Genomic DNA, 24,674 nt, shown 5'->3' on the forward strand with positions numbered 1-24,674 from the left:
TCTGACCAGTATAAGGAGTTGTATTCTTCAATCTATGGCTAAGACAAAATCAAAATTTATATGCCAATCGTGCGGTTATGAGTCAGCCAAATGGATGGGGAAATGTCCAGGCTGCGGCACGTGGAACAGTATGACAGAAGAGGTCGTTCGCAAAGAGCCGGCAAACCGTCGAAGTGCTTTTAATCATTCTGTTCAAACCATTCAAAAACCTTCACCTATATCTGCAATTGAAACATCTGATGAACCCCGAATCAAAACGAATTTAGAAGAATTTAACCGAGTATTAGGAAGTGGAATTGTCAAAGGCTCTCTTGTTCTCATTGGCGGAGATCCTGGGATTGGGAAGTCCACATTATTATTACAAGTATCAGCACAGCTTTCAGACAAAAATCAGAATGTATTATACATATCGGGTGAGGAGTCCATTAAACAAACGAAGCTAAGAGCGGACCGCCTTGGCATAAAAAGCACCTCTTTACATGTTTTGGCTGAAACCGATATGGAGTATATAACGTCTGCTATACAAGAGATGAAACCCGCTTTTGTCGTGGTGGATTCGATTCAAACCGTTTATCAAAGCGATATTACGTCAGCTCCTGGGTCTGTATCTCAAGTGAGAGAATGTACAGCACAGCTGATGAAAATTGCCAAGACAAATGGGATTCCAATATTTATCGTTGGTCACGTGACCAAAGAAGGCTCGATCGCAGGTCCACGCCTTTTAGAGCATATGGTGGACACGGTTCTTTATTTTGAAGGCGAGCGTCATCATACGTTTCGTATCTTGCGTGCGGTGAAAAACCGATTTGGTTCAACGAATGAACTAGGGATTTTTGAAATGAGAGAGGAAGGGCTCACGGAAGTATTAAACCCATCCGAAATTTTCTTAGAAGAACGTTCGGCAGGTGTATCTGGTTCGTGTGTTGTTGCCTCAATGGAAGGAACAAGACCTGTTCTTGTCGAGATACAAGCATTAATTTCACCGACAAGCTTTGGGAATCCGCGCAGAATGGCCACTGGTCTTGATCATAATCGAGTGTCACTGCTCATGGCGGTTTTAGAAAAACGTGTCGGACTGCTGCTGCAAAACCAGGATGCGTATTTAAAGGTCGCAGGCGGTGTGAAGCTTGACGAACCGGCGATTGACTTGGCCATTGCGGTCAGTATTGCATCAAGCTTTAAAGACGCAGCGCCGCATCAAGCGGATTGTTTTATAGGAGAGGTCGGTCTGACGGGAGAAGTCAGAAGAGTATCAAGAATTGAACAGCGTGTGCAGGAAGCTGCGAAACTTGGATTTAAGCGAATGTTTATTCCTCAGGCGAATATAGATGGATGGAAAAAGCCGAGAGGGATTGAGTTAGTCGGTGTAGAAAATGTAGCGGAGGCACTTCGAATTTCACTAGGGGGATCATAGAAATGGAAAAAGAGAAAAAAGGAGCGAAAGAACTCGATCTCTTAGATATCGTACAGTTTGTGGCACCAGGGACACCTCTTCGGGCTGGGATTGAAAATGTCCTGAGGGCAAATACTGGCGGGCTTATTGTTGTTGGTTATAACGACAAAGTAAAGAGTGTTGTAGATGGAGGGTTTCATATTAACTCTGCCTTCTCTCCAGCACATTTATATGAATTGGCTAAGATGGATGGGGCCATTATTTTAAGCGATTCTGGTCAAAAGATCTTGTATGCGAATACACAGCTCATGCCAGATGCAACGATCCATTCATCGGAAACGGGCATGAGGCACCGTACAGCTGAACGTGTAGCGAAGCAGACAGGCTGCTTAATCATTGCGATATCTGAACGGAGGAACGTCATTACCTTATACCAAGGGAATCGTCGTTATACGCTGAAAGATATTGGCTTTATTTTAACGAAGGCCAACCAAGCGATACAAACACTTGAGAAATATAAAACCATTTTAGATCACGCCATTTCTACGCTAAGCGCCCTAGAATTTGAAGAGCTTGTGACCTTTGGTGATGTATTATCCGTGCTCCATCGTTACGAGATGGTGCTCAGAATCAAAAATGAAATCAATATGTATATCAAAGAGCTCGGAACAGAAGGGCATTTGATCCGTCTGCAAGTCAATGAATTGATTACAGATATGGAGCAGGAAGCGGCTTTATTTATTAAAGATTATGTGAAAGAAAAGATTAAAGATCCATATGTTCTGCTTAAGCAGCTCCAAGATATGTCGAGCTTTGAGCTTTTAGATGATTCCATTCTGTACAAGTTACTTGGCTATCCAGTTTCTACAAATATTGACGAATATGTGTACACAAGAGGTTACAGACTGCTTCACAAAATCCCTAGACTGCCTATGCCAATCGTCGAAAACGTGGTTGAAGCGTTCGGTGTGTTAGATCGAATTATGGAAGCGGATGTACAAGATTTGGATGAAGTAGAAGGAATTGGAGAAGTAAGAGCGAAAAAGATAAAAAAAGGATTAAAAAGGCTGCAAGAAAAACATTATATCGACCGACAGCTGTAAGAAGAGAAATTTTTCTTAAACACGGTTAAAAATGGATGAATATGGGTATATTAATGATGCTTTTGTTTTCTATTGATTATGATAGGAAACTTAAACATATATCAATGTCAGGTGAGGGTGGATTGACAGATGAAAAATAAAGGAGGTGAAGGTATGTTAAAAAGAATCGTTCAGGCGTTTTTTATCATTTTTGGTGCAGTTGTAGGGATTTTTATCATTCCAGAGTTATTTCTGCTGTTAAATGTAAAGGACATACCTTTCATAACAAATGCTTACTCTTCAGCACTAATAGGAGCCGCTGTGTTCTTTATCATCGGCAAATGGTGCACAGGCTATGTGGTTAATTGGGTGAAATGGATCGAGGATTCTCTATTAAAGGCGCCTCTTCCTGATCTTATTTCTGGAAGTTTCGGATTAGTATTTGGACTTATTCTAGCATATCTTATTGTAAACGTGATCCCGCTAAACAATATCCCATATCATATTTTTGGTACCATTATTCCGATTTTCCTGGCTTTCTTTTTAGGATACCTTGGATTTCAGGTAGGCTTTAAGAAGAAGGATGAAATGATGGGGCTGTTCTCCCGATCTGCAAAGGTCACCAAGAAAAAAGGAGCAGCCGATGATGAACCTGAAATAGAAGATAAAAAGCTGAAAATTTTAGACACAAGTGTTATCATTGATGGAAGAATCGCAGATATTTGTCAAACTGGATTCTTAGAAGGCGTCATGGTCATTCCTCAATTTGTGCTCGAGGAATTACAGCATATTGCAGACTCTTCTGATGTATTAAAGAGAAATAGAGGTCGAAGAGGTCTTGATATTTTAAATCGTATTCAAAAAGAATTAGATATCAAAGTTGAAATTTACGAAGGTGACTTTGAAGACATTCAAGAGGTTGATAGCAAGCTTGTGAAGCTCGCTAAATTAACTTCAGGTGTTGTTGTGACAAATGATTTTAATTTAAATAAAGTATGCGAACTTCAAAAAGTAGCAGTGTTAAACATCAATGATCTAGCCAATGCGGTGAAACCGGTTGTGCTGCCTGGGGAAGAAATGAAGGTACAGGTCATTAAAGATGGGAAAGAGCATAACCAAGGTGTTGCGTACTTAGATGACGGTACGATGATTGTGGTCGAAGAAGGACGCAATTACATTGGAAAAGACATCGATGTGCTCGTCACAAGTGTGCTGCAGACTGCTGCTGGAAGAATGATTTTTGCGAAGCCAAAACTTCTGGAGAAGGCGCTCTAAAGGGAGAACGAACATGTATTATGAAGTAGTTATTCCGGCTGCGGGGCAGGGGAAACGAATGAAGGCCGGCCGCAATAAGCTTTTTATTGAGCTGAAAAGAATGCCGGTCATTATTCATACACTAAAGGTGTTTGACGCTCATGCTCAATGCAAACGCATGATCCTAGCGATCAATGAGGAGGAGCGTCAAGACTTTGAAAGGCTACTCAAGGTACACGCTTTTCAAACGCCTGTTTCACTTGTCACTGGCGGTGAAGAACGTCAGCAAAGTGTATACGAAGGATTAAAGGCTGTGAAAGATGCGGACATCGTGCTTGTTCATGATGGGGCAAGGCCTTTTATTAAGCATACACAGATTGACTTGCTCGTTAAAGCAGCGATTGAAAAAGGCTCCGCAGTTGTAGCGGTACCAGTGAAAGACACAATCAAACGCGTTCAAGAAGGCAAAGTCGAACAAACCATTGAACGTCAAAGCTTGTGGGCAGTCCAGACCCCACAAGCTTTTCGTCATTCTATTTTAAAAGAGGCGCATGAATATGCAGAGCGGACCGGTTTCCTTGGAACAGACGACGCCAGTCTTGTGGAACAATTACATGGTGAAAACGTGTATATTGTCCAAGGAGATTACACCAATATTAAGCTGACGACACCGGATGATTTATTGGTTGCCAAGGCAATTATGGATGCGGAAAGAGGGTACTAGATCATGTTGAGAATAGGACAAGGCTTTGATGTACATCAATTAACAGAGGGAAGACCTTTGATTATTGGCGGGGTCACCATCCCTTATGAAAAGGGGCTGCTTGGGCATTCAGACGCTGATGTACTGCTTCACACAGTGGCAGATGCCTGCCTAGGTGCGATTGCTGAAGGAGATATCGGCAGACATTTCCCAGACACAGATCCTGAGTTTAAGGATGCGGATTCTTTTAAATTACTGCAACATGTGTGGGCACTAGTAAAGGAAAAAGGCTACACACTTGTGAATATTGATTGCACCATCATGGCGCAAAAGCCCAAAATGGCACCTTACATTCAACCGATGTGTGAGAAGATTGCAGAAGCGCTTGAGGCAGATGTCACACAGGTGAATGTGAAAGCAACAACGACAGAGAAACTCGGATTTACAGGAAGAGGCGAAGGAATTGCCTCTCAGGCAACTGTGCTTCTTCAGAAAAAGTAAAACTCATTTTGATGAGAATGGGATTTGATGATAAAATACGTTTATAAAAAATTGGTGTCAGACAACATGATGCAGATGAAAGGAAGTTAAACTCATGGGAAATGAAGTGCGTGTTCGTTATGCACCGAGTCCAACTGGTCATTTACATATTGGGAATGCTAGAACGGCTCTTTTCAACTATTTGTTCGCACGCAGTCAAGGCGGCAAATTTATTATTCGAATCGAAGATACGGATCAAAAGCGTAATGTAGAGGGCGGAGAAGAAAGCCAGCTTCGCCACCTGCAATGGCTCGGTATTGATTGGGATGAGAGCATTGATAAAGATGGCGGCTACGGCCCTTACAGACAATCAGAGCGTAATGATATTTATAAAAAGTATTATGATGAGCTGCTAGAGAAGGACTTGGCGTATAAGTGCTATTGTACGGCTGAAGAGCTAGAGGAAGAGCGTGAAGCACAAATCGCCCGCAGTGAAATGCCTCGATATTCTGGTAAATGCAGTCATTTATCAAAAGAAGAAGAGGACAAGCTGATTGCTGAAGGAAGAGAGCCAAGCATCCGCTTCCGAGTGCCAAAAGGAGAAATTATCAAATTTGACGACATGGTCAAAGGCGATATTTCATTTGAGACAGACGGCATCGGTGACTTTGTCATTGTGAAGAAAGATGGTACGCCAACTTATAACTTCGCTGTAGCAGTGGATGATTATTTGATGAAAATGACTCACGTTCTCCGCGGAGAGGATCACATTTCGAATACGCCTAAACAAATCATGATCTTCAATGCATTCGGCTGGGATGTTCCGCTATTCGGACATATGACGCTGATTGTGAACGAGAACCGCAAGAAATTAAGCAAGCGTGATGAATCCATTATTCAATTCATCGAGCAATATAAAAACTTGGGCTATTTACCAGAAGCCCTATTCAACTTCATTGCACTACTTGGATGGTCTCCAGTGGGCGAAGAAGAACTGTTTACAAAAGAGCAATTCATCGACATTTTCGATGTAAACCGACTTTCTAAGTCACCAGCTCTATTCGATATGCATAAACTAAAATGGGTGAATAACCAATACGTGAAGGCACTTGATCTTGATCAGGTTGTTGCGTTAACGCTTCCGCATCTTCAAAAGGCAGGCAAGGTAAGCGAGCAGCTGTCAGACGAAGAAAACACGTGGGTACGCAAGCTGATTGCTCTGTATCACGAACAATTAAGCTATGGAGCAGAAATTGTTGAGTTAACAGAGTTGTTCTTTAAGGAGCAAATTGAGTATAATCAAGAGGCAAAGGAAGTTCTAGCAGAGGAGCAAGTACCAGAAGTTATGGCATCTTTTGCTGGTCAGCTTGAACGACTTGAATCTTTCACACCTGATGAAATCAAGGCTGCTATTAAAGCGGTACAAAAAGAAACAGGGCATAAAGGCAAGAAACTATTCATGCCAATTCGTGTGGCTGTCACAGGACAAACGCATGGCCCAGAACTTCCGCAAAGTATTGAACTACTAGGTAAAGAAACGGTATTAAACCGCATTAAACAAATATAAGGAAATCGTTGCGAGGGAGAAGTACAATGTTTTCGTCCATCACAGAAAGAGTCTTCACCGGCTGAAAGAGACTTATGGGCAGACGTTGGAAATGCACCCTCAAGACCCTTGAGGAACACGAGTACGTTAGTATGCAAGGGCGGTACCCTCCGTTATGGGATTAAGTTGAGAAGGCTGCGAAATGAGGGCTTTCTAAACAGAGTGGAACCGCGTTTTCAAAACGTCTCTGTCATATGGCAGAGGCGTTTTTTATTTGTCCAAAAAAGAGAGCAAGTCCGAAGAGAGATTGATGGGGAAGAACGGGGGGAGCATGTGTTTTTCAAAATGCTGAAAGAAGATATTGATACTGTGTTTGATCAAGATCCTGCTGCTAGAAGCTATATTGAAGTAGTGCTAACCTATTCAGGGCTTCATGCGATTTGGGCTCATCGTATCGCGCATGCATTTTATAAGCGGAAGCTGTACTTTCTTGCGCGGATCATTTCTCAGGTCAGCCGGTTTTTCACAGGGGTTGAAATTCACCCTGCGGCAACCATTGGCAGGCGCTTCTTCATTGACCACGGTATGGGAGTGGTGATTGGGGAAACATGTGAAATTGGAGACAACGTCACTGTTTTCCAAGGCGTGACATTAGGGGGAACAGGGAAAGAAAAGGGAAAGCGGCACCCGACCATTTTAGACGATGCGCTCATTGCGACAGGTGCAAAGGTGCTTGGTTCCATTACAGTCGGAAAAGGAGCCAAGATTGGAGCGGGGTCGGTCGTGTTAAAGGACGTACCCGACCATTCTACTGTTGTCGGTATACCTGGGCGAGTCGTCGTTCAAAATGGTAAGAAAATCAATCGTGATCTCAATCATCAAGATTTGCCAGATCCAATTTCCGATCGTTTCAAAGAATTGGAACGAGAAATGGAAAAGCTAAAAGGTGAGCTAGCTTCATTGAGCAGAAAGGAAGAACAATCATGACAATCAATATTTATAATACATTGACACGTAAGAAGGAAGAATTCGTCCCGCTTGAGCCAGGAAAGGTCAAGATGTATGTGTGCGGACCAACCGTTTATAACTACATTCATATCGGGAATGCAAGGCCTGCTATTGTTTATGACACTGTACGTAAGTATTTAGAATACAGCGGCTATGATGTGAACTTTGTCTCAAACTTTACAGATGTGGATGATAAGCTCATCAAAGCAGCCAATGAACTCGGGGAAGATGTCCCGACGATTGCTGACCGCTTTATTCAAGCCTACTTTGAAGACGTCAGTGCACTAGGCTGCAAAAAAGCTGACCTTCACCCGCGAGTGACGGAAAATATGGATGATATCATTGCATTTATTGCGACATTGATTGAAAAGGGCTACGCCTATGAAGCGGATGGCGACGTGTATTACAGCACACGCTCATTTGAAGGCTACGGAAAGCTTTCTCACCAGTCGATTGATGAACTGAAGACAGGTGCCCGTATTCGTGTAGGTGAGAAGAAACGAGATGCGCTGGACTTTGCTTTATGGAAGGCTGCAAAGGATCAAGAAATCTCATGGGATAGCCCGTGGGGCGAAGGACGACCAGGCTGGCACATCGAATGCTCGGCCATGGTTAAAAAATATTTAGGTGATACGATCGACATTCATGCTGGCGGACAGGATTTAACCTTCCCTCACCATGAAAATGAAATCGCTCAATCTGAGGCTTTGACAGGGAAACCTTTTGCAAAGTATTGGATGCATAACGGATATATTAATATTGAGAACGAAAAAATGTCAAAATCACTAGGCAACTTTGTGCTTGTGCATGACATTGTGAAAGAACAAGATCCTGACGTGCTTCGCTTCTTTATGTTGTCGGTTCACTACCGTCATCCAATTAACTACTCAATGGATTTACTAGAAAGTACTAAGAGTGCGTTTAACCGACTCAAAACGTCGTATGCCAATTTACATCATCGCCTCGAGAGCAGCACGAATATCACAGAAGACAATGCTGAATGGCTGGCGAAGGTTGAAGAGCAGCGAGCGACATTTATTTCTGAAATGAATGATGACTTCAATACGGCAAATGCGATCTCTGTTTTATTCGAACTTGCGAAACAGGCGAATTATTATATGGAAAATGATCATACTTCGGAGGAAGTGATCAAGGCATTTATCGGCTTGTTCCAAGAAATCACGTCTGTTCTTGGATTCTCTTTAGAAGAAAAGCATACGCTCGATGAAGAAGTAGAAGCGTTAATTGAAAAACGCAATGAGGCTAGAAGAAATCGTGATTTTGCGCTATCTGATCAAATTCGTGACCAGTTAAAGAGCATGAATATTGTATTGGAGGACACTCCTCAAGGTACTCGCTGGAAAAGAGGAGAATAGGTCATGTTGAATTTTGAAAAGCTGAAAGACGGTAAACAGTTAAACGGACTTGCGCTTGCTTACATGGGTGATGCCATTTTTGAAGTCTATGTGAGGCATCACCTCCTCCAAACGGGGGCGACAAAACCAAATGAGCTGCACAAACGAGCAAGCAAAATTGTTTCAGCTAAATCTCAGGCAGCTATTTTATTTACGCTACAGCAGCAAGGCTTTTTCACTGAAGCAGAAGAAGCGGTGCTGAAAAGAGGAAGAAATGCAAAATCAGGCACAGTGCCTAAAAACACAGACGTTCAAACGTATCGTTATAGTACGGCGTTTGAAGCGCTCATGGGTTATTTATTTATTGAAAAGCAGGACGAACGCTTAGAAGAGCTGATTAGTCAGGCGATTGAAATCGGAACGTCAGGGAGGAAGCCAAATGAGTCAGCAACATGATTATGTGATTGGGAAAAATGCAGTGATTGAAACACTGAAGTCAGATCGGGAGTTATACAAGCTCTGGATGGCAGAAAACACTGTAAAAGGACAAGCCCAGCAGGTCATTGAACTCGCAAAAAAACAAAATATCACCATTCAGTATGTTCCGAGGAAAAAGCTTGATCAAATGGTAACAGGTCAGCACCAGGGAATCGTTGCACAAGTAGCAGCATATGAATATGCAGAATTGGACGATCTATATCAAATCGCTGAACAGCGGAATGAACAGCCATTTTTTCTTATCTTAGATGAAATTGAAGACCCGCATAATTTAGGTTCCATTATGCGTACAGCAGATGCTGTAGGTGCACACGGGATTGTGATTCCGAAAAGGAGAGCGGTCGGCTTAACGACAACCGTTGCCAAAGCATCCACTGGGGCAATTGAACATATTCCTGTTGCCAAAGTCACCAACCTTTCAAGAGCTCTTGATGAGATGAAAGAAAGAGGAATCTGGGTTGCGGGAACAGATGCGTCTGCCAAACAGGATTACAGACAATTTGATGGCACGATGCCGCTTGCTCTCGTGATTGGCAGTGAAGGAAAAGGGATTGGCCGATTGATCAAAGAAAAGTGTGATTTTCTGATTAAGCTGCCTATGGCCGGGAAGGTCACTTCGTTAAACGCATCAGTTGCCGCTAGTCTATTGATGTATGAAGTGTATCGAAAACGTTATCCGTTAGGAGAATAGAGATGGACATCCTCTTAGTCGATGGATACAACATGATAGGTGCTTGGCCACGGCTGCAGCACTTAAAGGAAAACAGCTTTGAAGAAGCCAGAGACATACTGATTCAAAATTTAGCAGAATATCAAGCATACACAGGGTATCGAGTCATTGTCGTATTCGATGCCCATATGGTCAAAGGAATCGAAAAAAAGCGGATCAATCACCGAGTAGAGGTCATCTTTACGAGAGAGAATGAAACAGCTGATGAGCGGATTGAAAAGCTTGCCCAGGATTTGAATAATATTCGGACGCAGATTCATGTGGCGACCTCAGACTTTACAGAACAATGGGCAATCTTTGGACAAGGAGCTCTTCGAAAGTCGGCTCGAGAGCTTTTAAGAGAGATTGAAGTGATCGAACGAAAGATTGAAACGAGAGTCAAAAAGATTACTTCTGATAAACCAGCATCTAAGATTGAATTGTCAGAAGATGTATTGAAAACGTTTGAAAAATGGCGGCGTGGGAATCTAGAATAGCTTGACGATATTTCAACCATTAATGTATAATATTTCTATCTAGGTGCGGTCGGGGGGATCGAAGTGAATCTAAACAACAGCAAGGATAAATCCATCAGAGAGCAATTTTGCCAGTTGGAAGATGAACAAGTCATTGAAAGGGTTCATGTCGGAGATAGTGATGCGCTAGATTACTTAATAACGAAATACCGCAATTTTGTACGTGCAAAAGCAAGATCTTATTTCTTGATTGGAGCGGATCGAGAGGACATTGTTCAAGAGGGGATGATCGGACTTTATAAGTCTATCCGCGATTTCAGAGAGGACAAGCTTACTTCATTTAAGGCTTTTGCAGAATTATGTATTACCCGCCAAATTATCACCGCAATTAAAACAGCTACTCGCCAAAAACATATCCCGTTAAATTCCTATGTATCATTAGATAAGCCAATATATGATGAAGAATCAGACAGAACATTATTGGACGTCATTTCCGGTGCTAAAGCGCTTAACCCAGAAGATTTAATCATTAGCAAAGAAGAATTTGATGATATCGAAATGAAGATGGGTGAACTACTAAGCGAGCTGGAAAGAAAGGTTCTTGTGCTTTACCTTGATGGCAGATCCTATCAAGAGATTTCTGAAGATTTAAACCGTCATGTGAAATCAATTGATAACGCACTCCAAAGAGTAAAGAGAAAATTAGAGAAATATTTAGAGCTTCGCGAGATTAGTCTCTAATCAAACCTATATTGACAGCTTTTTCGACACTGTGATAAGGTACTAAGGAAATGATGTCGAGAAAATAGGTGTAAATATGAGGAAAAAGATTACTCTAGCCTGTAAAGACTGCGGAAGCCGCAATTATACGACAATGAAAAGTGATGCTTCAGCAGCTGAAAGATTAGAAGTTAAGAAATATTGCAAGACTTGTAATTCACATAAAACACATTTAGAAACGAAGTAAGATTTGCGTTCTTTAATCTGTGGAGGTCTTTTACAATGCGTATTATCAGTTTCTTAAAAAGTGTCGGGAAAGAAATGAAGAAGGTCAGCTGGCCAAAGAAAAACGAAATGATTCGTTACACAATCACTGTTATTTTAACAGTCGTATTCTTTGCAATCTTTTTCTCTTTTCTTGATATAGGAATCTCACAATTAATCGAATTAATTCATTAATACTTGAATAATGGTCTGCTGAACGTGCTATAATAGATCATAATATGACTTGCCAAAAAACCCGTTTTACGGGTTTTTTCAATTGCTTGAAAATATTTACCGGTACTCGAGATTCGTCAAATAGACATTACGAAATGTGGGGAGGGAAGGACTAAATAGTCCTGAACGAAATGGAAAAGAATTGGTATGTTGTGCATACGTACTCTGGCTATGAAAACAAAGTAAAAGCGAACTTGGAAAAGCGTGTTGAATCAATGGGCATGCAAGATAAGATCTTCCGCGTTGTTGTACCAGAAGAAGAAGAAACAGATATTAAAAATGGTAAGAAAAAAGTTGTCAAAAAGAAAGTATTCCCTGGCTATGTCCTAGTGGAAATCGTGATGACTGACGACTCTTGGTATGTTGTTCGTAATACACCAGGTGTCACAGGATTCGTTGGATCAGCTGGATCAGGCTCAAAGCCGACAGCGCTTTTGCCAGGCGAAGCTGAAACCATTCTGAAGAGAATGGGTCTTGAAGAACGCAAAACAGAAATCGACTTTGAATTGAAAGAAACGGTCAAGGTCATCGACGGACCATTTGCGAACTTCACAGGCTCTATCGAAGAGATTGATTACGATAAAAGCAAAGTCAAAGTATTCGTTAATATGTTTGGTAGAGAAACACCCGTGGAACTTGAGTTCACGCAGATCGATAAATTGTAATTCAAAAGAGCTTGAAATGAGTGTATAGAAGTGGTAATATAGCAAAGGTACGTCTTGAGTTCGCTCAAGATCGCTAGCTAGTTATTTCGTCATTCATATAAAGAATGAAGTTGTTGAGTGGGAGGGGGATTCCCCTATTACCACATCACGGACTTTAAGGAGGTGTGTCTCGTGGCTAAAAAAGTAGTTAAAGTTGTTAAATTGCAAATTCCTGCTGGAAAAGCTAACCCAGCTCCACCAGTTGGACCTGCACTAGGTCAAGCCGGTGTTAATATCATGGGATTCTGTAAGGAGTTTAATGCTCGTACAGCTGACCAAGCTGGTCTTATCATTCCTGTTGAAATTTCGGTTTTTGAAGACCGTTCATTTACATTTATTACTAAAACTCCACCTGCTGCAGTTTTACTTAAAAAAGCAGCTGGTATTGAGTCTGGTTCTGGTGAACCTAACCGTAATAAAGTGGCAACTGTTAAGCGTGATAAAGTACGCGAAATCGCGGAAACAAAAATGCCTGACTTAAACGCTGCTAGCGTTGAATCAGCTATGCGCATGGTTGAAGGTACTGCACGCAGTATGGGTATTGTCATCGAAGATTAATTTATTGTCTTGTTGGGTTGCGAGTTTGGTTTTGACAAGTTCGCAACCCTTATTCGTGGGAGGTTATTCCGCTAAAACCACATAAGGAGGATTTTTATAATGGCTAAAAAAGGTAAAAAGTATGTAGAAGCTGCTAAGCTAATCGAACGTACTAAAGCGTATGATGTAGCTGAAGCTGTTTCTCTTACAAAAAAAGCAAATACAGCGAAATTTGATGCGACTGTAGAAGTTGCTTTTCGTTTGGGCGTAGACCCTCGTAAAAACGACCAACAAATCCGCGGTGCAGTTGTACTTCCTAACGGAACTGGTAAAACTCAACGCGTTCTTGTGTTCGCTAAAGGCGAAAAAGCAAAAGAAGCAGAAGCTGCTGGAGCAGACTACGTTGGAGATTCTGATTACATCACTAAAATCCAACAAGGCTGGTTCGATTTCGATGTAATCGTTGCAACACCTGACATGATGGGTGAAGTTGGTAAGATCGGTCGTGTACTTGGACCAAAAGGTCTTATGCCAAACCCTAAAACAGGAACTGTTACATTCGAAGTAGAAAAAGCAATCAATGAAATCAAAGCTGGTAAAGTAGAATACCGCGTTGATAAAGCTGGTAACATCCACGCGCCAATCGGAAAGGTTTCTTTCGAGGACGAAAAGCTTGTTGAGAACTTTGCAACAATCTATGACACAATCCTTAAAGCAAAACCTGCAGCGGCTAAAGGTGTATACGTGAAAAACGTTTCTGTTACATCTACTATGGGCCCTGGTGTGAAAGTGGATCCATCTTCTTTCTCTGCAAAATAAATCTTGACTTATCACAATCATTTTGATAATATCAAAATGTTGTAAAATAGAATATGTCCATTTATACCGTAGACAGCAGGGGCCTTATGGCTTAATTAACCCGCCGAGGTGTATATGTCACAGTCTTACGTTAACGTATGCTTGTATATACAGCCTCCATGTCTTAATGGAGGCTTTTTATATGGAGAACCGTTCGTTAGGAACGTGATGGCCTGATCGGTATAAGTGTTACACAAACAATGTACAGGAGGTGTAACCATGAGCAATGCAATCGATACAAAAAAAGTTGTCGTTGATGAAATTACTTCTAAATTTAAAGATAGTATGTCTACTGTAATTGTAGATTACCGCGGTCTTTCAGTTTCTGAAGTGACTGAACTTCGTAAACAGCTTCGTGACGCTGGCGTAGAATTCAAAGTTTACAAAAACACTTTGACTCGCCGTGCAGTTGAACAAGTTGAACTAACAGGTTTAAACGATTTCTTAACAGGTCCAAACGCTATCGCATTCAGTAACGAAGATGTTATCGCACCTGCGAAAATCATCAACGAATTTGCGAAAAGCCACGAAGCTTTAGAAATCAAAGCTGGTGTCATCGAAGGAAACGTAGCGACTGTAGAAGAAGTGAAGGCTCTTGCGGAACTTCCGTCTCGCGAAGGCTTACTATCTATGTTGCTTAGCGTTCTTCAAGCTCCAGTTCGTAACCTTGCTCTTGCTACTAAAGCAGTTGCAGATCAAAAAGAAGAACAAGGCGCTTAATGCGTACTTAACGTAAAAAACTTAAAATGGAGGAATTACAAATGGCTTTAAATATCGAAGAAATCATTGCTTCAGTTAAAGAAGCAACTGTACTTGAGTTAAACGACTTAGTAAAAGCAATCGAAGAAGAATTTGGCGTAACTGCTGCTGCTCCTGTAGCTGTAGCTGCAGCTGGTGGTGCCGCTGCTGAAGAGAAAACTGATTTTGATCTAGTACTTGCTGGTGCTGGAGACCAAAAAATCAAAGTTATCAAAGTGGTTCGTGAAATCACTGGTCTTGGCTTGAAAGAAGCTAAAGAACTTGTTGACAACACTCCAAAACCACTTAAAGAAGGTATTGCTAAAGAAGAAGCTGAAGAACTTAAAGCTAAGCTTGAAGAAGTTGGCGCTTCTGTAGAAGTTAAGTAATCTTCGCCTAATCTTTTGGGAAAGCTCGCTTTTACTGGCGGGCTTTTTCTTTTCTATTCTCCTGAAACGATTGAATCCAGAGGAGGTCCATTCACCATGAGTGACCACTATTATACGGAAAAGCCATCAGTGAAAAGCAATAAACAGACATGGGACTTCACCTTGAGAAACCGTACCTTTACTTTTACAAGTGACAGTGGAGTGTTTTCTAAGAAAGAAGTCGACTTTGGTTCAAGGCTTTTAATTGAAGCTTTTGAAGAACCTGATGTGGATGGCGATGTCTTAGATGTCGGTTGCGGTTATGGACCGATTGGCTTATCGTTAGCAAACGAAATGACGAGCCGCACCATTCATATGATTGATGTGAACGAAAGAGCAGTCGAACTTTCAAAGGAAAACGCTAAACATAATCGCGTTGATAATGTCCGCATCTATCAAAGTGATTTGTTCTCGAATGTTCATTCATCAGCTGCTTTTGCCTCTATACTGACCAATCCCCCAATACGGGCAGGGAAGAAAGTTGTACATGCGATCTTTGAAAAAAGTGCTGATCATTTATTGCCGGAAGGTGAGTTGTGGGTGGTTATTCAGAAAAAGCAGGGCGGACCATCTGCGATTGAGAAATTAGAACAGCTCTTTGGAGAAGTCGAAGTTGTATTGAAAAAAAAGGGCTACTATATTATCAAAGCTAAAAAAGTTTGACGCAGTTTCCTAGCTGTGTTAACATTATAAAATGCCAATGTGTATATTTTGCTTAATAGGCTTAAAAAACAACTGTTTTGTATAAATTATGCATATTTGGGAAAACTAATAAAATCGGTATTTGTTTTTGGATGTGGTTTTCTTATTTTAGAAACCCTTTTTTCTTTTGTCTTGTAAAAGTATTTCTTTACTGACATTTGAAAGGCTGAAATACTTTTTACACATATAATACGCATGATTTGAGGGGTGAATCAGTTGACAGGTCAACTAGTTCAGTATGGACGACACCGCCAGCGCAGAAGCTACGCACGCATAAGCGAAGTGTTAGAATTACCAAATCTCATTGAAATTCAAACCTCTTCTTATCAGTGGTTTCTTGATGAGGGTCTTAGAGAGATGTTTCAAGATATATCCCCAATTGAGGATTTTACTGGTAACCTTTCTCTTGAATTCATTGATTACAGCCTAGGGGATCCTAAGTATCCTGTAGCAGAATCAAAAGAACGTGATGTAACTTACTCTGCTCCACTAAGAGTAAAAGTTCGTTTAATTAACAAAGAAACTGGAGAAGTAAAAGACCAAGATGTGTTCATGGGTGATTTCCCAATCATGACAGACACAGGTACTTTTATCATTAACGGTGCGGAACGTGTAATCGTTTCTCAATTAGTACGTTCTCCAAGTGTATATTTCAGTGGTAAAGTAGACAAAAACGGTAAAAAAGGTTTTACTGCGACTGTCATTCCAAACCGTGGCGCATGGTTAGAATACGAAACTGATGCGAAGGATGTAGTCTATGTACGCATCGATCGCACACGTAAGTTGCCGGTTACGGTTCTTTTGCGTGCTCTCGGCTTCAGCTCTGATCAAGAGATTCTTGACCTCATTGGCGAGAATGAATACTTACGCAACACGCTGGAAAAAGACAATACAGAGAATGCGGATAAAGCACTTCTCGAAATCTACGAGCGCCTCCGTCCTGGAGAGCCGCCAACTGTTGAAAATGCGAAAAGCCTGCTAGACTCTCGCTTCTTCGATCCGAAGAGATATGACCTAGCAAATGTTGGACGCTACAAGATTAATAAAAAGCTTCATATTAAAAATAGACTGTTCAATCAAAAATTGGCTGAAACGTTAGTTGACCCTGAAACAGGTGAAATTCTAGCAGAAAAAGGTCAAATTTTAGACAGAAGAGTTCTTGATAAAGTTCTTCCATACTTAGAAAACGGCATCGGATTTAGAAAGCTTTATCCAAATGGTGGCGTAGTAGAAGATGAAGTAGAACTTCAATCTATTAAGATTTATGCACCGTCTGATCAAGAAGGCGAGCAAGTGATCAACGTGATCGGGAATGCATACGTAGAGGAAGCTGTGAAAAACATCACGCCTTCTGACATCATTGCATCGATCAGTTACTTCTTCAACCTTCTTCATGGTGTAGGTGACACAGATGATATCGATCACCTTGGTAACCGTCGCCTGCGTTCTGTAGGTGAGCTTCTGCAAAACCAATTCCGTATTGGTTTAAGCAGAATGGAGCGTGTTGTTCGTGAAAGAATGTCGATCCAAGACACAAACACGATCACACCTCAGCAACTGATCAACATCCGTCCTGTGATCGCTTCTATCAAAGAGTTCTTTGGTAGCTCTCAGCTTTCTCAGTTCATGGATCAAACAAACCCGCTTGCTGAATTGACGCACAAACGTCGTCTGTCAGCGCTTGGGCCTGGTGGTTTGACACGTGAGCGTGCAGGAATGGAAGTTCGTGACGTTCACTACTCTCACTATGGTCGTATGTGTCCGATTGAAACACCAGAGGGTCCAAACATTGGTTTGATCAACTCTCTATCTTCATTTGCAAAAGTGAATCGCTTCGGCTTTATTGAAACACCTTACCGCCGGGTTGATCCTGAAACAGGTAAAGTGACACCAAGAATCGATTACTTAACTGCGGATGAAGAGGATAACTACGTAGTAGCACAAGCGAACGCTATATTAGGTGAAGATGGTTCGTTTATCGATGATAATATCATTGCTCGTTTCAGAGGAGAAAACACCGTTGTTCCTCGAAACCGCGTTGACTACATGGACGTTTCGCCAAAGCAGGTTGTTTCTGCAGCGACAGCATGTATCCCATTCCTAGAAAACGATGACTCTAACCGTGCTCTAATGGGAGCAAACATGCAACGTCAGGCTGTGCCTTTGATGCAGCCGGAATCACCGATTGTTGGTACAGGTATGGAGTATGTATCGGGTAAAGACTCTGGTGCTGCTGTCATCTGCCGTTACCCAGGTGTTGTAGAACGTGTTGAAGCAAAAAATATTTGGGTTCGCCGCTATGAAGATGTCGACGGACAACAAGTCAAAGGAAACCTAGACAAATACAGCTTGCTGAAATTTGTCCGCTCTAACCAAGGGACTTGCTACAACCAGCGTCCAATCGTAAGTGTTGGAGATGAAGTCGTAAAAGGAGAAATCCTTGCAGACGGTCCTTCAATGGAAAAAGGTGAATTGGCTCTAGGACGTAACGTCATGGTCGGCTTCATGACTTGGGACGGTTATAACTACGAGGATGCGATCATCATGAGTGAGCGCCTTGTAAAAGATGACGTCTACACGTCTATTCATATTGAAGAATATGAATCAGAAGCTCGTGATACAAAGCTTGGACCGGAAGAAATCACTCGTGATATTCCAAACGTTGGGGAAGATGCTTTGCGCAACCTTGACGAGCGTGGAATCATCCGTATCGGTGCAGAAGTAAAAGACGGAGACCTTCTTGTAGGGAAAGTAACGCCTAAAGGTGTAACAGAACTAACAGCTGAAGAACGTCTATTACATGCAATCTTCGGTGAAAAGGCTCGTGAAGTACGTGATACATCTCTACGTGTTCCACACGGCGGCGGCGGAATTATCCACGATGTCAAAGTCTTTAACCGTGAAGATGGAGATGAATTACCTCCAGGTGTTAACCAATTAGTCCGCGTATACATCGTTCAGAAGCGTAAAATTTCTGAAGGTGACAAAATGGCTGGACGACATGGTAACAAAGGGGTTATCTCTAAAATCCTTCCAGAAGAAGATATGCCGTATCTTCCAGATGGAACACCGATTGATATCATGTTAAACCCTCTAGGGGTACCATCTCGTATGAACATCGGTCAGGTACTTGAGCTTCATATGGGTATGGCTGCACGTTACCTTGGCATCCACATTGCGTCACCAGTATTTGATGGTGCGCGTGAGGAAGATGTTTGGGAAACGCTTGAAGAAGCAGGTATGTCCCGTGATGCGAAAACAGTCCTTTATGACGGTCGAACTGGTGAACCATTCGATAACCGTGTATCAGTCGGAATCATGTACATGATCAAACTGGCTCACATGGTTGACGACAAACTTCACGCTCGTTCAACTGGACCATACTCACTTGTTACGCAGCAGCCACTTGGCGGTAAAGCACAGTTTGGTGGTCAGCGTTTCGGAGAGATGGAAGTATGGGCACTTGAAGCTTACGGTGCAGCATACACACTTCAAGAGATCTTAACAGTTAAATCGGATGACGTTGTGGGTCGTGTGAAAACATACGAAGCCATCGTCAAAGGGGATAACGTCCCTGAACCAGGTGTCCCTGAATCATTCAAAGTGTTAATTAAAGAACTTCAAAGTTTAGGTATGGATGTCAAAATCCTATCTGGCGATGAAGAAGAGATAGAAATGAGAGATTTAGAAGACGATGAGGAAACGAAGAAAGCAGACGGATTAGCGTTATCTAATGACGAAGATGCTGCAGACCTCGCACCTGTCGATCTTGAACGTGACGCAGTCACAAAAGAATAGCAGAAACGATTAGAGCAAGTGACTAGGGTATAACCCGAAGATTAAAAGGGAGGTAGGCCCCTTGCTAGATGTGAACAATTTTGAGTATATGAACATCGGTCTCGCATCACCTGATAAAATCCGTTCTTGGTCTTTTGGTGAAGTGAAAAAGCCTGAAACGATTAACTATCGTACACTGAAACCTGAAAAAGATGGTCTCTTTTGTGAACGTATCTTCGGACCACAAAAAGACTGGGAATGTCATTGTGGAAAGTATAAACGCGTTCGTTATAAGGGTGTTGTATGTGACCGTTGTGGTGTAGAAGTAACACGGGCAAAAGTCCGTCGTGAGAGAATGGGGCATATCGAACTGGCTGCCCCAGTTTCCCACATTTGGTATTTCAAAGGTATCCCAAGCCGTATGGGTCTTGTTCTTGATATGTCACCACGTGCGTTAGAAGAAGTGATTTACTTCGCTTCATACGTCGTGACAGATCCTGGCAACACACCGCTTGAGAAGAAACAACTTCTTTCTGAGAAGGAATTCCGTGCTTATTTAGATAAATACGGTAATACATTCCAAGCAGCTATGGGTGCAGAAGCAATCAATAAACTTCTTCAAGATATCGATCTTGTAAAAGAAGTAGATGCACTGAAAGAAGAGCTGAAAACTGCTCAAGGACAGCGTCGTACTCGTGCGATTAAACGCCTTGAAGTGCTAGAAGCCTTCCGTAACTCAGGAAACAAACCATCATGGATGATTCTTGATGTACTTCCGGTTATTCCGCCAGAATTACGTCCAATGGTTCAGCTTGATGGTGGACGTTTTGCTACTTCTGACTTAAACGACCTTTATCGTCGTGTCATCAACCGTAACAATCGTCTGAAACGTTTATTAGATCTTGGCGCGCCAAGCATCATCGTTCAGAACGAGAAGCGTATGCTTCAAGAAGCTGTCGATGCCTTGATTGATAATGGACGTAGAGGCCGACCAGTAACAGGACCAGGAAACAGACCATTGAAATCTCTTTCTCATATGCTGAAAGGGAAACAAGGACGTTTCCGTCAAAACTTGCTTGGTAAACGTGTTGACTATTCTGGACGTTCCGTTATCGTCGTAGGACCACATTTGAAAATGTATCAGTGTGGACTTCCGAAAGAAATGGCTCTTGAATTATTCAAACCATTCGTGATGAAGGAGCTTGTTGAAAAAGGTTTAGCTCACAACATCAAGAGTGCGAAGCGTAAAATTGAGCGCGTGCAGCCGGAAGTATGGGATGTTTTAGAATCAGTGATTCGTGAGCATCCAGTCTTACTAAACCGTGCACCGACTCTTCACAGACTTGGTATTCAAGCGTTTGAACCTACACTTGTGGAAGGACGCGCAATTCGTCTGCATCCACTTGTATGTACAGCCTACAACGCTGACTTTGACGGTGACCAAATGGCGGTTCACGTACCATTATCTGCTGAGGCTCAAGCTGAAGCTCGTATCTTAATGCTTGCTGCTCAAAACATTTTGAACCCGAAAGATGGAAAACCTGTTGTTACGCCATCTCAGGATATGGTGCTTGGTAACTACTACCTTACACTTGAGCGTAAAGGTGCTATCGGAGAAGGTATGATCTTCAAAGATACGAACGAAGCCCTTCTAGCTTATCAAAATGGGTATGTGCATCTTCATACACGTGTAGCTGTTGCAGCTAACTCGTTGAAGAATGTGACATTCACTGATGAACAGCGTTCTAAATTGTTGATTACAACAGTTGGAAAACTAATCTTTAACGAAATCTTACCGGAATCATTCCCTTACATGAATGAGCCGACAAAGAGCAATATTGAAGAAAAAACGCCTGACCGCTTCTTCCTTGAAAAAGGTGAAGATGTCAAAGCTGCGATTGAGAAACAAGAAATCAATGCGCCGTTCAAAAAAGGTATTTTAGGTAAAATCATTGCGGAAATCTTTAAGAGATTCCATATCACTGAGACATCTAAAATGCTTGACCGCATGAAAAATCTTGGTTTCAAATACTCTACTAAAGCGGGTATTACGGTTGGGGTGTCTGATATCGTCGTATTAGATGATAAACAGAAGATCCTCGAAGAAGCGCAAGCAAAAGTAGATAACGTCATGAAGCAATTCAGACGTGGTTTGATTACTGAAGAAGAGCGTTACGAGAGAGTCATTTCGATCTGGAGTTCTTCTAAAGATGTCATCCAAGGTAAACTGATGAAGTCCCTTGATGAAGTCAACCCAATCTACATGATGAGTGACTCTGGGGCGCGTGGTAACGCATCTAACTTCACTCAGCTGGCTGGTATGCGTGGTCTGATGGCCAACCCGGCTGGACGTATCATTGAACTTCCGATCAAATCTAGTTTCCGTGAAGGTTTAACCGTATTGGAATACTTTATTTCCACTCACGGAGCGCGTAAAGGTCTTGCCGATACAGCCCTTAAAACAGCTGACTCAGGTTACCTCACGCGTCGTCTCGTCGACGTTGCACAGGATGTTATCATCCGTGAAACAGATTGCGGTACAGACCGTGGTATCTTGGCAAAGTCCATTAGAGAAGGAAATGAAATTATTGAGAAACTTGAAGAACGTCTAATTGGACGTTTTGCAAGAAAACCAATTGTTCATCCTGAAACGGGCGAAGTCATTGTTGGCGAAAACGAACTAATTGATGAAGATAAAGCACTTGAAGTAGTTGAAGCAGGAATTGAGGAAGTATGGATCCGTTCTGCATTTACATGTAACACGCCTCATGGTGTATGTAAACGATGCTACGGCCGTAACCTTGCAACTGGTACTGACGTTGAAGTCGGTGAAGCAGTTGGAATCATCGCTGCTCAATCAATCGGTGAGCCAGGAACACAGCTTACAATGCGTACGTTCCACACCGGTGGGGTAGCAGGAGACGATATCACACAAGGTTTACCTCGTATCCAAGAGCTATTTGAAGCGCGTAATCCGAAAGGGCAAGCGACGATTTCTGAAATTGATGGTGTCGTTGCTGAAATTAACGATGTTCGTGACAAGCAGCAGGAAATTGTGGTTCAAGGCGACGTTGAAACTCGCTCTTACACAGCTCCTTACAATGCACGTCTGAAAGTTGTTGAAGGTGACAAAGTTACTCGTGGTCAAGTACTGACAGAAGGTTCGATCGATCCGAAAGAACTTCTTAAAGTGACTGACATGACAGCTGTTCAAGAATATCTGCTTCATGAAGTACAAAAAGTATACCGTATGCAAGGGGTAGAAATCGGAGATAAGCACGTTGAGGTAATGGTTCGCCAAATGCTTCGTAAAGTGCGTGTCGCTGATGCAGGGGATACAGATGTATTACCAGGCACACTTCTTGATGTACATCAATTCACTGAAGCGAACAAAAAAGTACTATTCGAAGGCAAGCGCCCTGCAACAGGCCGCCCAGTTCTTCTTGGTATTACAAAAGCATCGCTTGAAACAGACTCATTCTTGTCTGCAGCATCCTTCCAAGAAACGACTCGTGTCCTAACAGATGCGGCGATCAAAGGAAAACGTGATGAACTGCTTGGCTTGAAAGAGAATGTTATCATCGGTAAACTTGTTCCAGCTGGAACAGGAATGCCAAACTACCGTAAAGTTAAGCCGGTTTCACAAGTGCAACCGTCTGACGATATGGTGCCTGTAGAGTAATCTTTCTCGTGAGATTCCTATAAAATCATCAAAAAATGGTGAAGGATGTCAAGATAATCTGTCATATGATATTGACATCCTTCTGCCATGATGATAATATAACCAAGGTGCTCAAAATAAAACCTGTTACTTTGGAGGATATTCGATGTCTTATGATAAAGTATCACAGGCTCAATCCATTATTATTGGTACGAAGCAAACAGTAAAAGCTCTGAAACGAGATTCAGTAAAGGAAATCGTCGTAGCGAAAGATGCTGATCCTGCTTTAACAGCTAGTGTAACAAAACTAGCGCAAGAGAAGGGTGTAGACATTTTAGTGGTAGATTCCATGAAAAAGCTCGGCAAAGCCTGCGGAATTGAAGTTGGGGCAGCAGCTGTTGCCATTATGTTATAGCGTACTTGTTTTGTTTTTGCATGTGTAAATGCAAAAGCATTGTTTTTTGCCTTTTAATGAACCACCTGGGTATGTGGGTTATAAAAAAAGCAACGAAGGGAGGAATAACAACATGCCTACAATTAATCAGCTAATACGCAAAGGACGCGTGAGTAAAGTTGAAAACTCAAAGTCTCCTGCACTTAACAAAGGATACAACAGTTTCAAAAAAGAGCACACTAACGTAACATCTCCACAGAAGCGCGGGGTTTGTACTCGTGTCGGCACAATGACACCGAAAAAACCAAACTCAGCACTACGTAAATATGCTCGTGTACGTTTGTCTAACCTGATTGAGGTAACAGCTTACATTCCTGGTATCGGTCATAATCTACAAGAGCACAGTGTAGTACTTATCCGTGGCGGACGTGTAAAAGACTTACCGGGTGTACGTTACCACATCGTTCGTGGTGCGCTTGATACTGCCGGAGTTGACGGTCGTATGCAAGGACGTTCTAAATACGGAACAAAACGCCCTAAACAAAGTAAATAATACAAACAAACATAAGGGTTTTTAGAAGTTGATATCAGATCAGTGGAGTCAGGCAACTGACAATGATATTGAGATGAGAGACAGATAGAAATCCTTTTAAATGAGAAGGGAGGCTATCAGATGCCACGTAAAGGTCCTGTAGCAAAAAGAGACGTATTGCCAGATCCAATTTACAATTCTAAACTTGTATCTCGTTTGATCAACAAAATGATGATCGACGGTAAAAGAGGAAAGTCACAAACAATTCTCTACAAGTCATTTGATATCATCAAAGAACGTACTGGTAATGAAGCGATGGAGGTTTTCGAACAAGCCTTGAAAAACATCATGCCAGTTCTTGAAGTTAAAGCACGTCGTGTAGGTGGAGCTAACTACCAAGTTCCTGTAGAAGTTCGCCCAGACCGTCGTACTACTTTAGGTCTTCGCTGGTTAGTAAACTACGCTCGTCTTCGTGGAGAAAAAACGATGGAAGAGCGTCTTGCTAACGAAATCCTTGACGCAGCTAACAACACTGGTGCTGCTGTTAAGAAACGTGAAGATACACACAAAATGGCAGAAGCGAACAAAGCATTCGCTCACTACCGCTGGTAGGATTTATAC

Annotated in this window: 25 protein-coding genes and 2 other annotated features; all 25 genes read left to right on the forward strand. The window is 42.1% G+C overall.

All coding sequences use genetic code 11. The features are described from left to right. Nucleotides 1–34: 34 nt before the first annotated feature. The 25 genes from radA (at nucleotide 35) to rpsG (ending at nucleotide 24,665) form a co-directional block, all read left to right on the forward strand. Nucleotides 35–1,414, forward strand: coding sequence for a DNA repair protein RadA (gene radA, locus NSQ36_RS00590; RefSeq protein WP_034620767.1), 1,380 nt, complete (start codon nucleotides 35–37; stop codon nucleotides 1,412–1,414). 2 nt (nucleotides 1,415–1,416) lie between these two features. Then, the gene (disA, locus tag NSQ36_RS00595; protein WP_050945822.1) at nucleotides 1,417–2,496 is read left to right on the forward strand and encodes a DNA integrity scanning diadenylate cyclase DisA; all 1,080 of its coding nucleotides are present in this window, start codon (nucleotides 1,417–1,419) and stop codon (nucleotides 2,494–2,496) included. Between the two features lie 153 nt (nucleotides 2,497–2,649). Next, nucleotides 2,650–3,750 (forward strand): PIN/TRAM domain-containing protein, encoded by a 1,101-nt coding sequence (locus NSQ36_RS00600; protein WP_003217214.1) that lies wholly within the window; start codon nucleotides 2,650–2,652, stop codon nucleotides 3,748–3,750. 13 nt (nucleotides 3,751–3,763) lie between these two features. Further along, nucleotides 3,764–4,453 (forward strand): 2-C-methyl-D-erythritol 4-phosphate cytidylyltransferase, encoded by a 690-nt coding sequence (gene ispD / locus NSQ36_RS00605; protein WP_003217158.1) that lies wholly within the window; start codon nucleotides 3,764–3,766, stop codon nucleotides 4,451–4,453. A 3-nt stretch (nucleotides 4,454–4,456) separates the two neighbouring features. Continuing rightward, a complete protein-coding gene (gene ispF / locus NSQ36_RS00610; RefSeq protein WP_003216928.1) occupies nucleotides 4,457–4,933 on the forward strand; it encodes a 2-C-methyl-D-erythritol 2,4-cyclodiphosphate synthase in 477 nt (158 codons plus the stop codon). A gap of 94 nt (nucleotides 4,934–5,027) precedes the next feature. Continuing rightward, the gene (gene gltX, locus NSQ36_RS00615) at nucleotides 5,028–6,479 is read left to right on the forward strand and encodes a glutamate--tRNA ligase (RefSeq protein WP_226804563.1); all 1,452 of its coding nucleotides are present in this window, start codon (nucleotides 5,028–5,030) and stop codon (nucleotides 6,477–6,479) included. Next, nucleotides 6,479–6,710, forward strand: a binding site (T-box leader). It overlaps the preceding gene by 1 nt. Before the next feature lie 81 nt (nucleotides 6,711–6,791). After that, complete coding sequence (gene cysE, locus NSQ36_RS00620; protein WP_012008691.1) at nucleotides 6,792–7,445, forward strand: serine O-acetyltransferase; 654 nt, start codon at nucleotides 6,792–6,794, stop codon at nucleotides 7,443–7,445. Continuing rightward, complete coding sequence (gene cysS / locus NSQ36_RS00625) at nucleotides 7,442–8,842, forward strand: cysteine--tRNA ligase (RefSeq protein ID WP_003217177.1); 1,401 nt, start codon at nucleotides 7,442–7,444, stop codon at nucleotides 8,840–8,842. The genes cysE and cysS overlap by 4 nt, the downstream gene beginning before the upstream one ends. A 3-nt stretch (nucleotides 8,843–8,845) precedes the next feature. Next, nucleotides 8,846–9,277 carry a Mini-ribonuclease 3 gene (locus tag NSQ36_RS00630; RefSeq protein ID WP_226804564.1) on the forward strand — a complete coding sequence of 144 codons (432 nt, stop codon included), beginning with the start codon at nucleotides 8,846–8,848 and terminating at the stop codon, nucleotides 9,275–9,277. Next, complete coding sequence (gene rlmB / locus NSQ36_RS00635; protein ID WP_003217141.1) at nucleotides 9,261–10,010, forward strand: 23S rRNA (guanosine(2251)-2'-O)-methyltransferase RlmB; 750 nt, start codon at nucleotides 9,261–9,263, stop codon at nucleotides 10,008–10,010. Before NSQ36_RS00630 ends, rlmB begins: the two co-directional genes overlap by 17 nt. Before the next feature lie 2 nt (nucleotides 10,011–10,012). Continuing rightward, the gene (rae1, locus tag NSQ36_RS00640) at nucleotides 10,013–10,525 is read left to right on the forward strand and encodes a ribosome-dependent mRNA decay endonuclease Rae1/YacP (RefSeq protein ID WP_003216949.1); all 513 of its coding nucleotides are present in this window, start codon (nucleotides 10,013–10,015) and stop codon (nucleotides 10,523–10,525) included. Nucleotides 10,526–10,588: 63 nt separating this feature from the next. Then, the gene (gene sigH, locus NSQ36_RS00645; RefSeq protein WP_003217132.1) at nucleotides 10,589–11,245 is read left to right on the forward strand and encodes an RNA polymerase sporulation sigma factor SigH; all 657 of its coding nucleotides are present in this window, start codon (nucleotides 10,589–10,591) and stop codon (nucleotides 11,243–11,245) included. Nucleotides 11,246–11,321: 76 nt separating this feature from the next. Then, a complete protein-coding gene (gene rpmG / locus NSQ36_RS00650; protein WP_012008694.1) occupies nucleotides 11,322–11,471 on the forward strand; it encodes a 50S ribosomal protein L33 in 150 nt (49 codons plus the stop codon). Nucleotides 11,472–11,506: 35 nt separating this feature from the next. Then, nucleotides 11,507–11,683, forward strand: coding sequence for a preprotein translocase subunit SecE (secE, locus tag NSQ36_RS00655; protein WP_003216942.1), 177 nt, complete (start codon nucleotides 11,507–11,509; stop codon nucleotides 11,681–11,683). Between the two features lie 170 nt (nucleotides 11,684–11,853). Next, entirely contained in the window at nucleotides 11,854–12,387 is a 534-nt protein-coding gene (gene nusG / locus NSQ36_RS00660; RefSeq protein WP_003217197.1) for a transcription termination/antitermination protein NusG, read from the forward strand. Nucleotides 12,388–12,558: 171 nt separating this feature from the next. Further along, nucleotides 12,559–12,984, forward strand: coding sequence for a 50S ribosomal protein L11 (gene rplK, locus NSQ36_RS00665; RefSeq protein ID WP_003216956.1), 426 nt, complete (start codon nucleotides 12,559–12,561; stop codon nucleotides 12,982–12,984). 99 nt (nucleotides 12,985–13,083) lie between these two features. Next, the gene (rplA, locus tag NSQ36_RS00670; protein ID WP_003217271.1) at nucleotides 13,084–13,782 is read left to right on the forward strand and encodes a 50S ribosomal protein L1; all 699 of its coding nucleotides are present in this window, start codon (nucleotides 13,084–13,086) and stop codon (nucleotides 13,780–13,782) included. Nucleotides 13,783–13,830: 48 nt separating this feature from the next. Next, nucleotides 13,831–13,971: a sequence feature (ribosomal protein L10 leader region), on the forward strand. Between the two features lie 69 nt (nucleotides 13,972–14,040). Further along, nucleotides 14,041–14,541 carry a 50S ribosomal protein L10 gene (gene rplJ, locus NSQ36_RS00675; protein WP_003217048.1) on the forward strand — a complete coding sequence of 167 codons (501 nt, stop codon included), beginning with the start codon at nucleotides 14,041–14,043 and terminating at the stop codon, nucleotides 14,539–14,541. Between the two features lie 41 nt (nucleotides 14,542–14,582). Next, nucleotides 14,583–14,948 (forward strand): 50S ribosomal protein L7/L12, encoded by a 366-nt coding sequence (gene rplL, locus NSQ36_RS00680; RefSeq protein WP_003216952.1) that lies wholly within the window; start codon nucleotides 14,583–14,585, stop codon nucleotides 14,946–14,948. 96 nt (nucleotides 14,949–15,044) lie between these two features. Next, nucleotides 15,045–15,650: a class I SAM-dependent methyltransferase gene (locus NSQ36_RS00685; RefSeq protein WP_113386636.1), complete on the forward strand. Its 606-nt coding sequence runs from the start codon at nucleotides 15,045–15,047 to the stop codon at nucleotides 15,648–15,650. A 255-nt stretch (nucleotides 15,651–15,905) separates the two neighbouring features. Next, the gene (gene rpoB / locus NSQ36_RS00690; protein ID WP_003217223.1) at nucleotides 15,906–19,487 is read left to right on the forward strand and encodes a DNA-directed RNA polymerase subunit beta; all 3,582 of its coding nucleotides are present in this window, start codon (nucleotides 15,906–15,908) and stop codon (nucleotides 19,485–19,487) included. 61 nt (nucleotides 19,488–19,548) lie between these two features. Continuing rightward, nucleotides 19,549–23,148, forward strand: coding sequence for a DNA-directed RNA polymerase subunit beta' (gene rpoC / locus NSQ36_RS00695; protein WP_050945821.1), 3,600 nt, complete (start codon nucleotides 19,549–19,551; stop codon nucleotides 23,146–23,148). 145 nt (nucleotides 23,149–23,293) lie between these two features. Then, on the forward strand, nucleotides 23,294–23,542 hold the full coding sequence (locus NSQ36_RS00700; RefSeq protein WP_003216985.1) for a 50S ribosomal protein L7ae-like protein: 249 nt from the start codon (nucleotides 23,294–23,296) through the stop codon (nucleotides 23,540–23,542). A gap of 112 nt (nucleotides 23,543–23,654) precedes the next feature. Continuing rightward, nucleotides 23,655–24,074: a 30S ribosomal protein S12 gene (rpsL, locus tag NSQ36_RS00705; protein WP_003216962.1), complete on the forward strand. Its 420-nt coding sequence runs from the start codon at nucleotides 23,655–23,657 to the stop codon at nucleotides 24,072–24,074. Between the two features lie 120 nt (nucleotides 24,075–24,194). Next, entirely contained in the window at nucleotides 24,195–24,665 is a 471-nt protein-coding gene (gene rpsG / locus NSQ36_RS00710; RefSeq protein WP_003216884.1) for a 30S ribosomal protein S7, read from the forward strand. Nucleotides 24,666–24,674 lie beyond the last annotated feature (9 nt).

It is taken from the genome of Bacillus sp. FSL W8-1143 (assembly GCF_037965155.1).
GTDB classification, from domain to species: Bacteria; Bacillota; Bacilli; order Bacillales; family Bacillaceae; genus Bacillus; species Bacillus pumilus.

Excerpts from the sequence above, each read along its gene's own strand:
- NSQ36_RS00685 (WP_113386636.1), top strand. The coding sequence starts at position 15,045 with ATGAGTGACCACTATTATACGGAAAAGCCATCAGTGAAAAGCAATAAA.
- rplA (WP_003217271.1), top strand. The coding sequence starts at position 13,084 with ATGGCTAAAAAAGGTAAAAAGTATGTAGAAGCTGCTAAGCTAATCGAA.
- disA (WP_050945822.1), top strand. The coding sequence starts at position 1,417 with ATGGAAAAAGAGAAAAAAGGAGCGAAAGAACTCGATCTCTTAGATATC.
- ispD (WP_003217158.1), top strand. The coding sequence starts at position 3,764 with ATGTATTATGAAGTAGTTATTCCGGCTGCGGGGCAGGGGAAACGAATG.
- rpsG (WP_003216884.1), top strand. The coding sequence starts at position 24,195 with ATGCCACGTAAAGGTCCTGTAGCAAAAAGAGACGTATTGCCAGATCCA.
- NSQ36_RS00630 (WP_226804564.1), top strand. The coding sequence starts at position 8,846 with ATGTTGAATTTTGAAAAGCTGAAAGACGGTAAACAGTTAAACGGACTT.
- ispF (WP_003216928.1), top strand. The coding sequence starts at position 4,457 with ATGTTGAGAATAGGACAAGGCTTTGATGTACATCAATTAACAGAGGGA.
- rlmB (WP_003217141.1), top strand. The coding sequence starts at position 9,261 with ATGAGTCAGCAACATGATTATGTGATTGGGAAAAATGCAGTGATTGAA.
- rplJ (WP_003217048.1), top strand. The coding sequence starts at position 14,041 with ATGAGCAATGCAATCGATACAAAAAAAGTTGTCGTTGATGAAATTACT.
- rplL (WP_003216952.1), top strand. The coding sequence starts at position 14,583 with ATGGCTTTAAATATCGAAGAAATCATTGCTTCAGTTAAAGAAGCAACT.
- rae1 (WP_003216949.1), top strand. The coding sequence starts at position 10,013 with ATGGACATCCTCTTAGTCGATGGATACAACATGATAGGTGCTTGGCCA.
- rpmG (WP_012008694.1), top strand. The coding sequence starts at position 11,322 with ATGAGGAAAAAGATTACTCTAGCCTGTAAAGACTGCGGAAGCCGCAAT.
- nusG (WP_003217197.1), top strand. The coding sequence starts at position 11,854 with ATGGAAAAGAATTGGTATGTTGTGCATACGTACTCTGGCTATGAAAAC.
- radA (WP_034620767.1), top strand. The coding sequence starts at position 35 with ATGGCTAAGACAAAATCAAAATTTATATGCCAATCGTGCGGTTATGAG.
- gltX (WP_226804563.1), top strand. The coding sequence starts at position 5,028 with ATGGGAAATGAAGTGCGTGTTCGTTATGCACCGAGTCCAACTGGTCAT.
- NSQ36_RS00700 (WP_003216985.1), top strand. The coding sequence starts at position 23,294 with ATGTCTTATGATAAAGTATCACAGGCTCAATCCATTATTATTGGTACG.
- rpsL (WP_003216962.1), top strand. The coding sequence starts at position 23,655 with ATGCCTACAATTAATCAGCTAATACGCAAAGGACGCGTGAGTAAAGTT.
- cysS (WP_003217177.1), top strand. The coding sequence starts at position 7,442 with ATGACAATCAATATTTATAATACATTGACACGTAAGAAGGAAGAATTC.
- secE (WP_003216942.1), top strand. The coding sequence starts at position 11,507 with ATGCGTATTATCAGTTTCTTAAAAAGTGTCGGGAAAGAAATGAAGAAG.
- NSQ36_RS00600 (WP_003217214.1), top strand. The coding sequence starts at position 2,650 with ATGTTAAAAAGAATCGTTCAGGCGTTTTTTATCATTTTTGGTGCAGTT.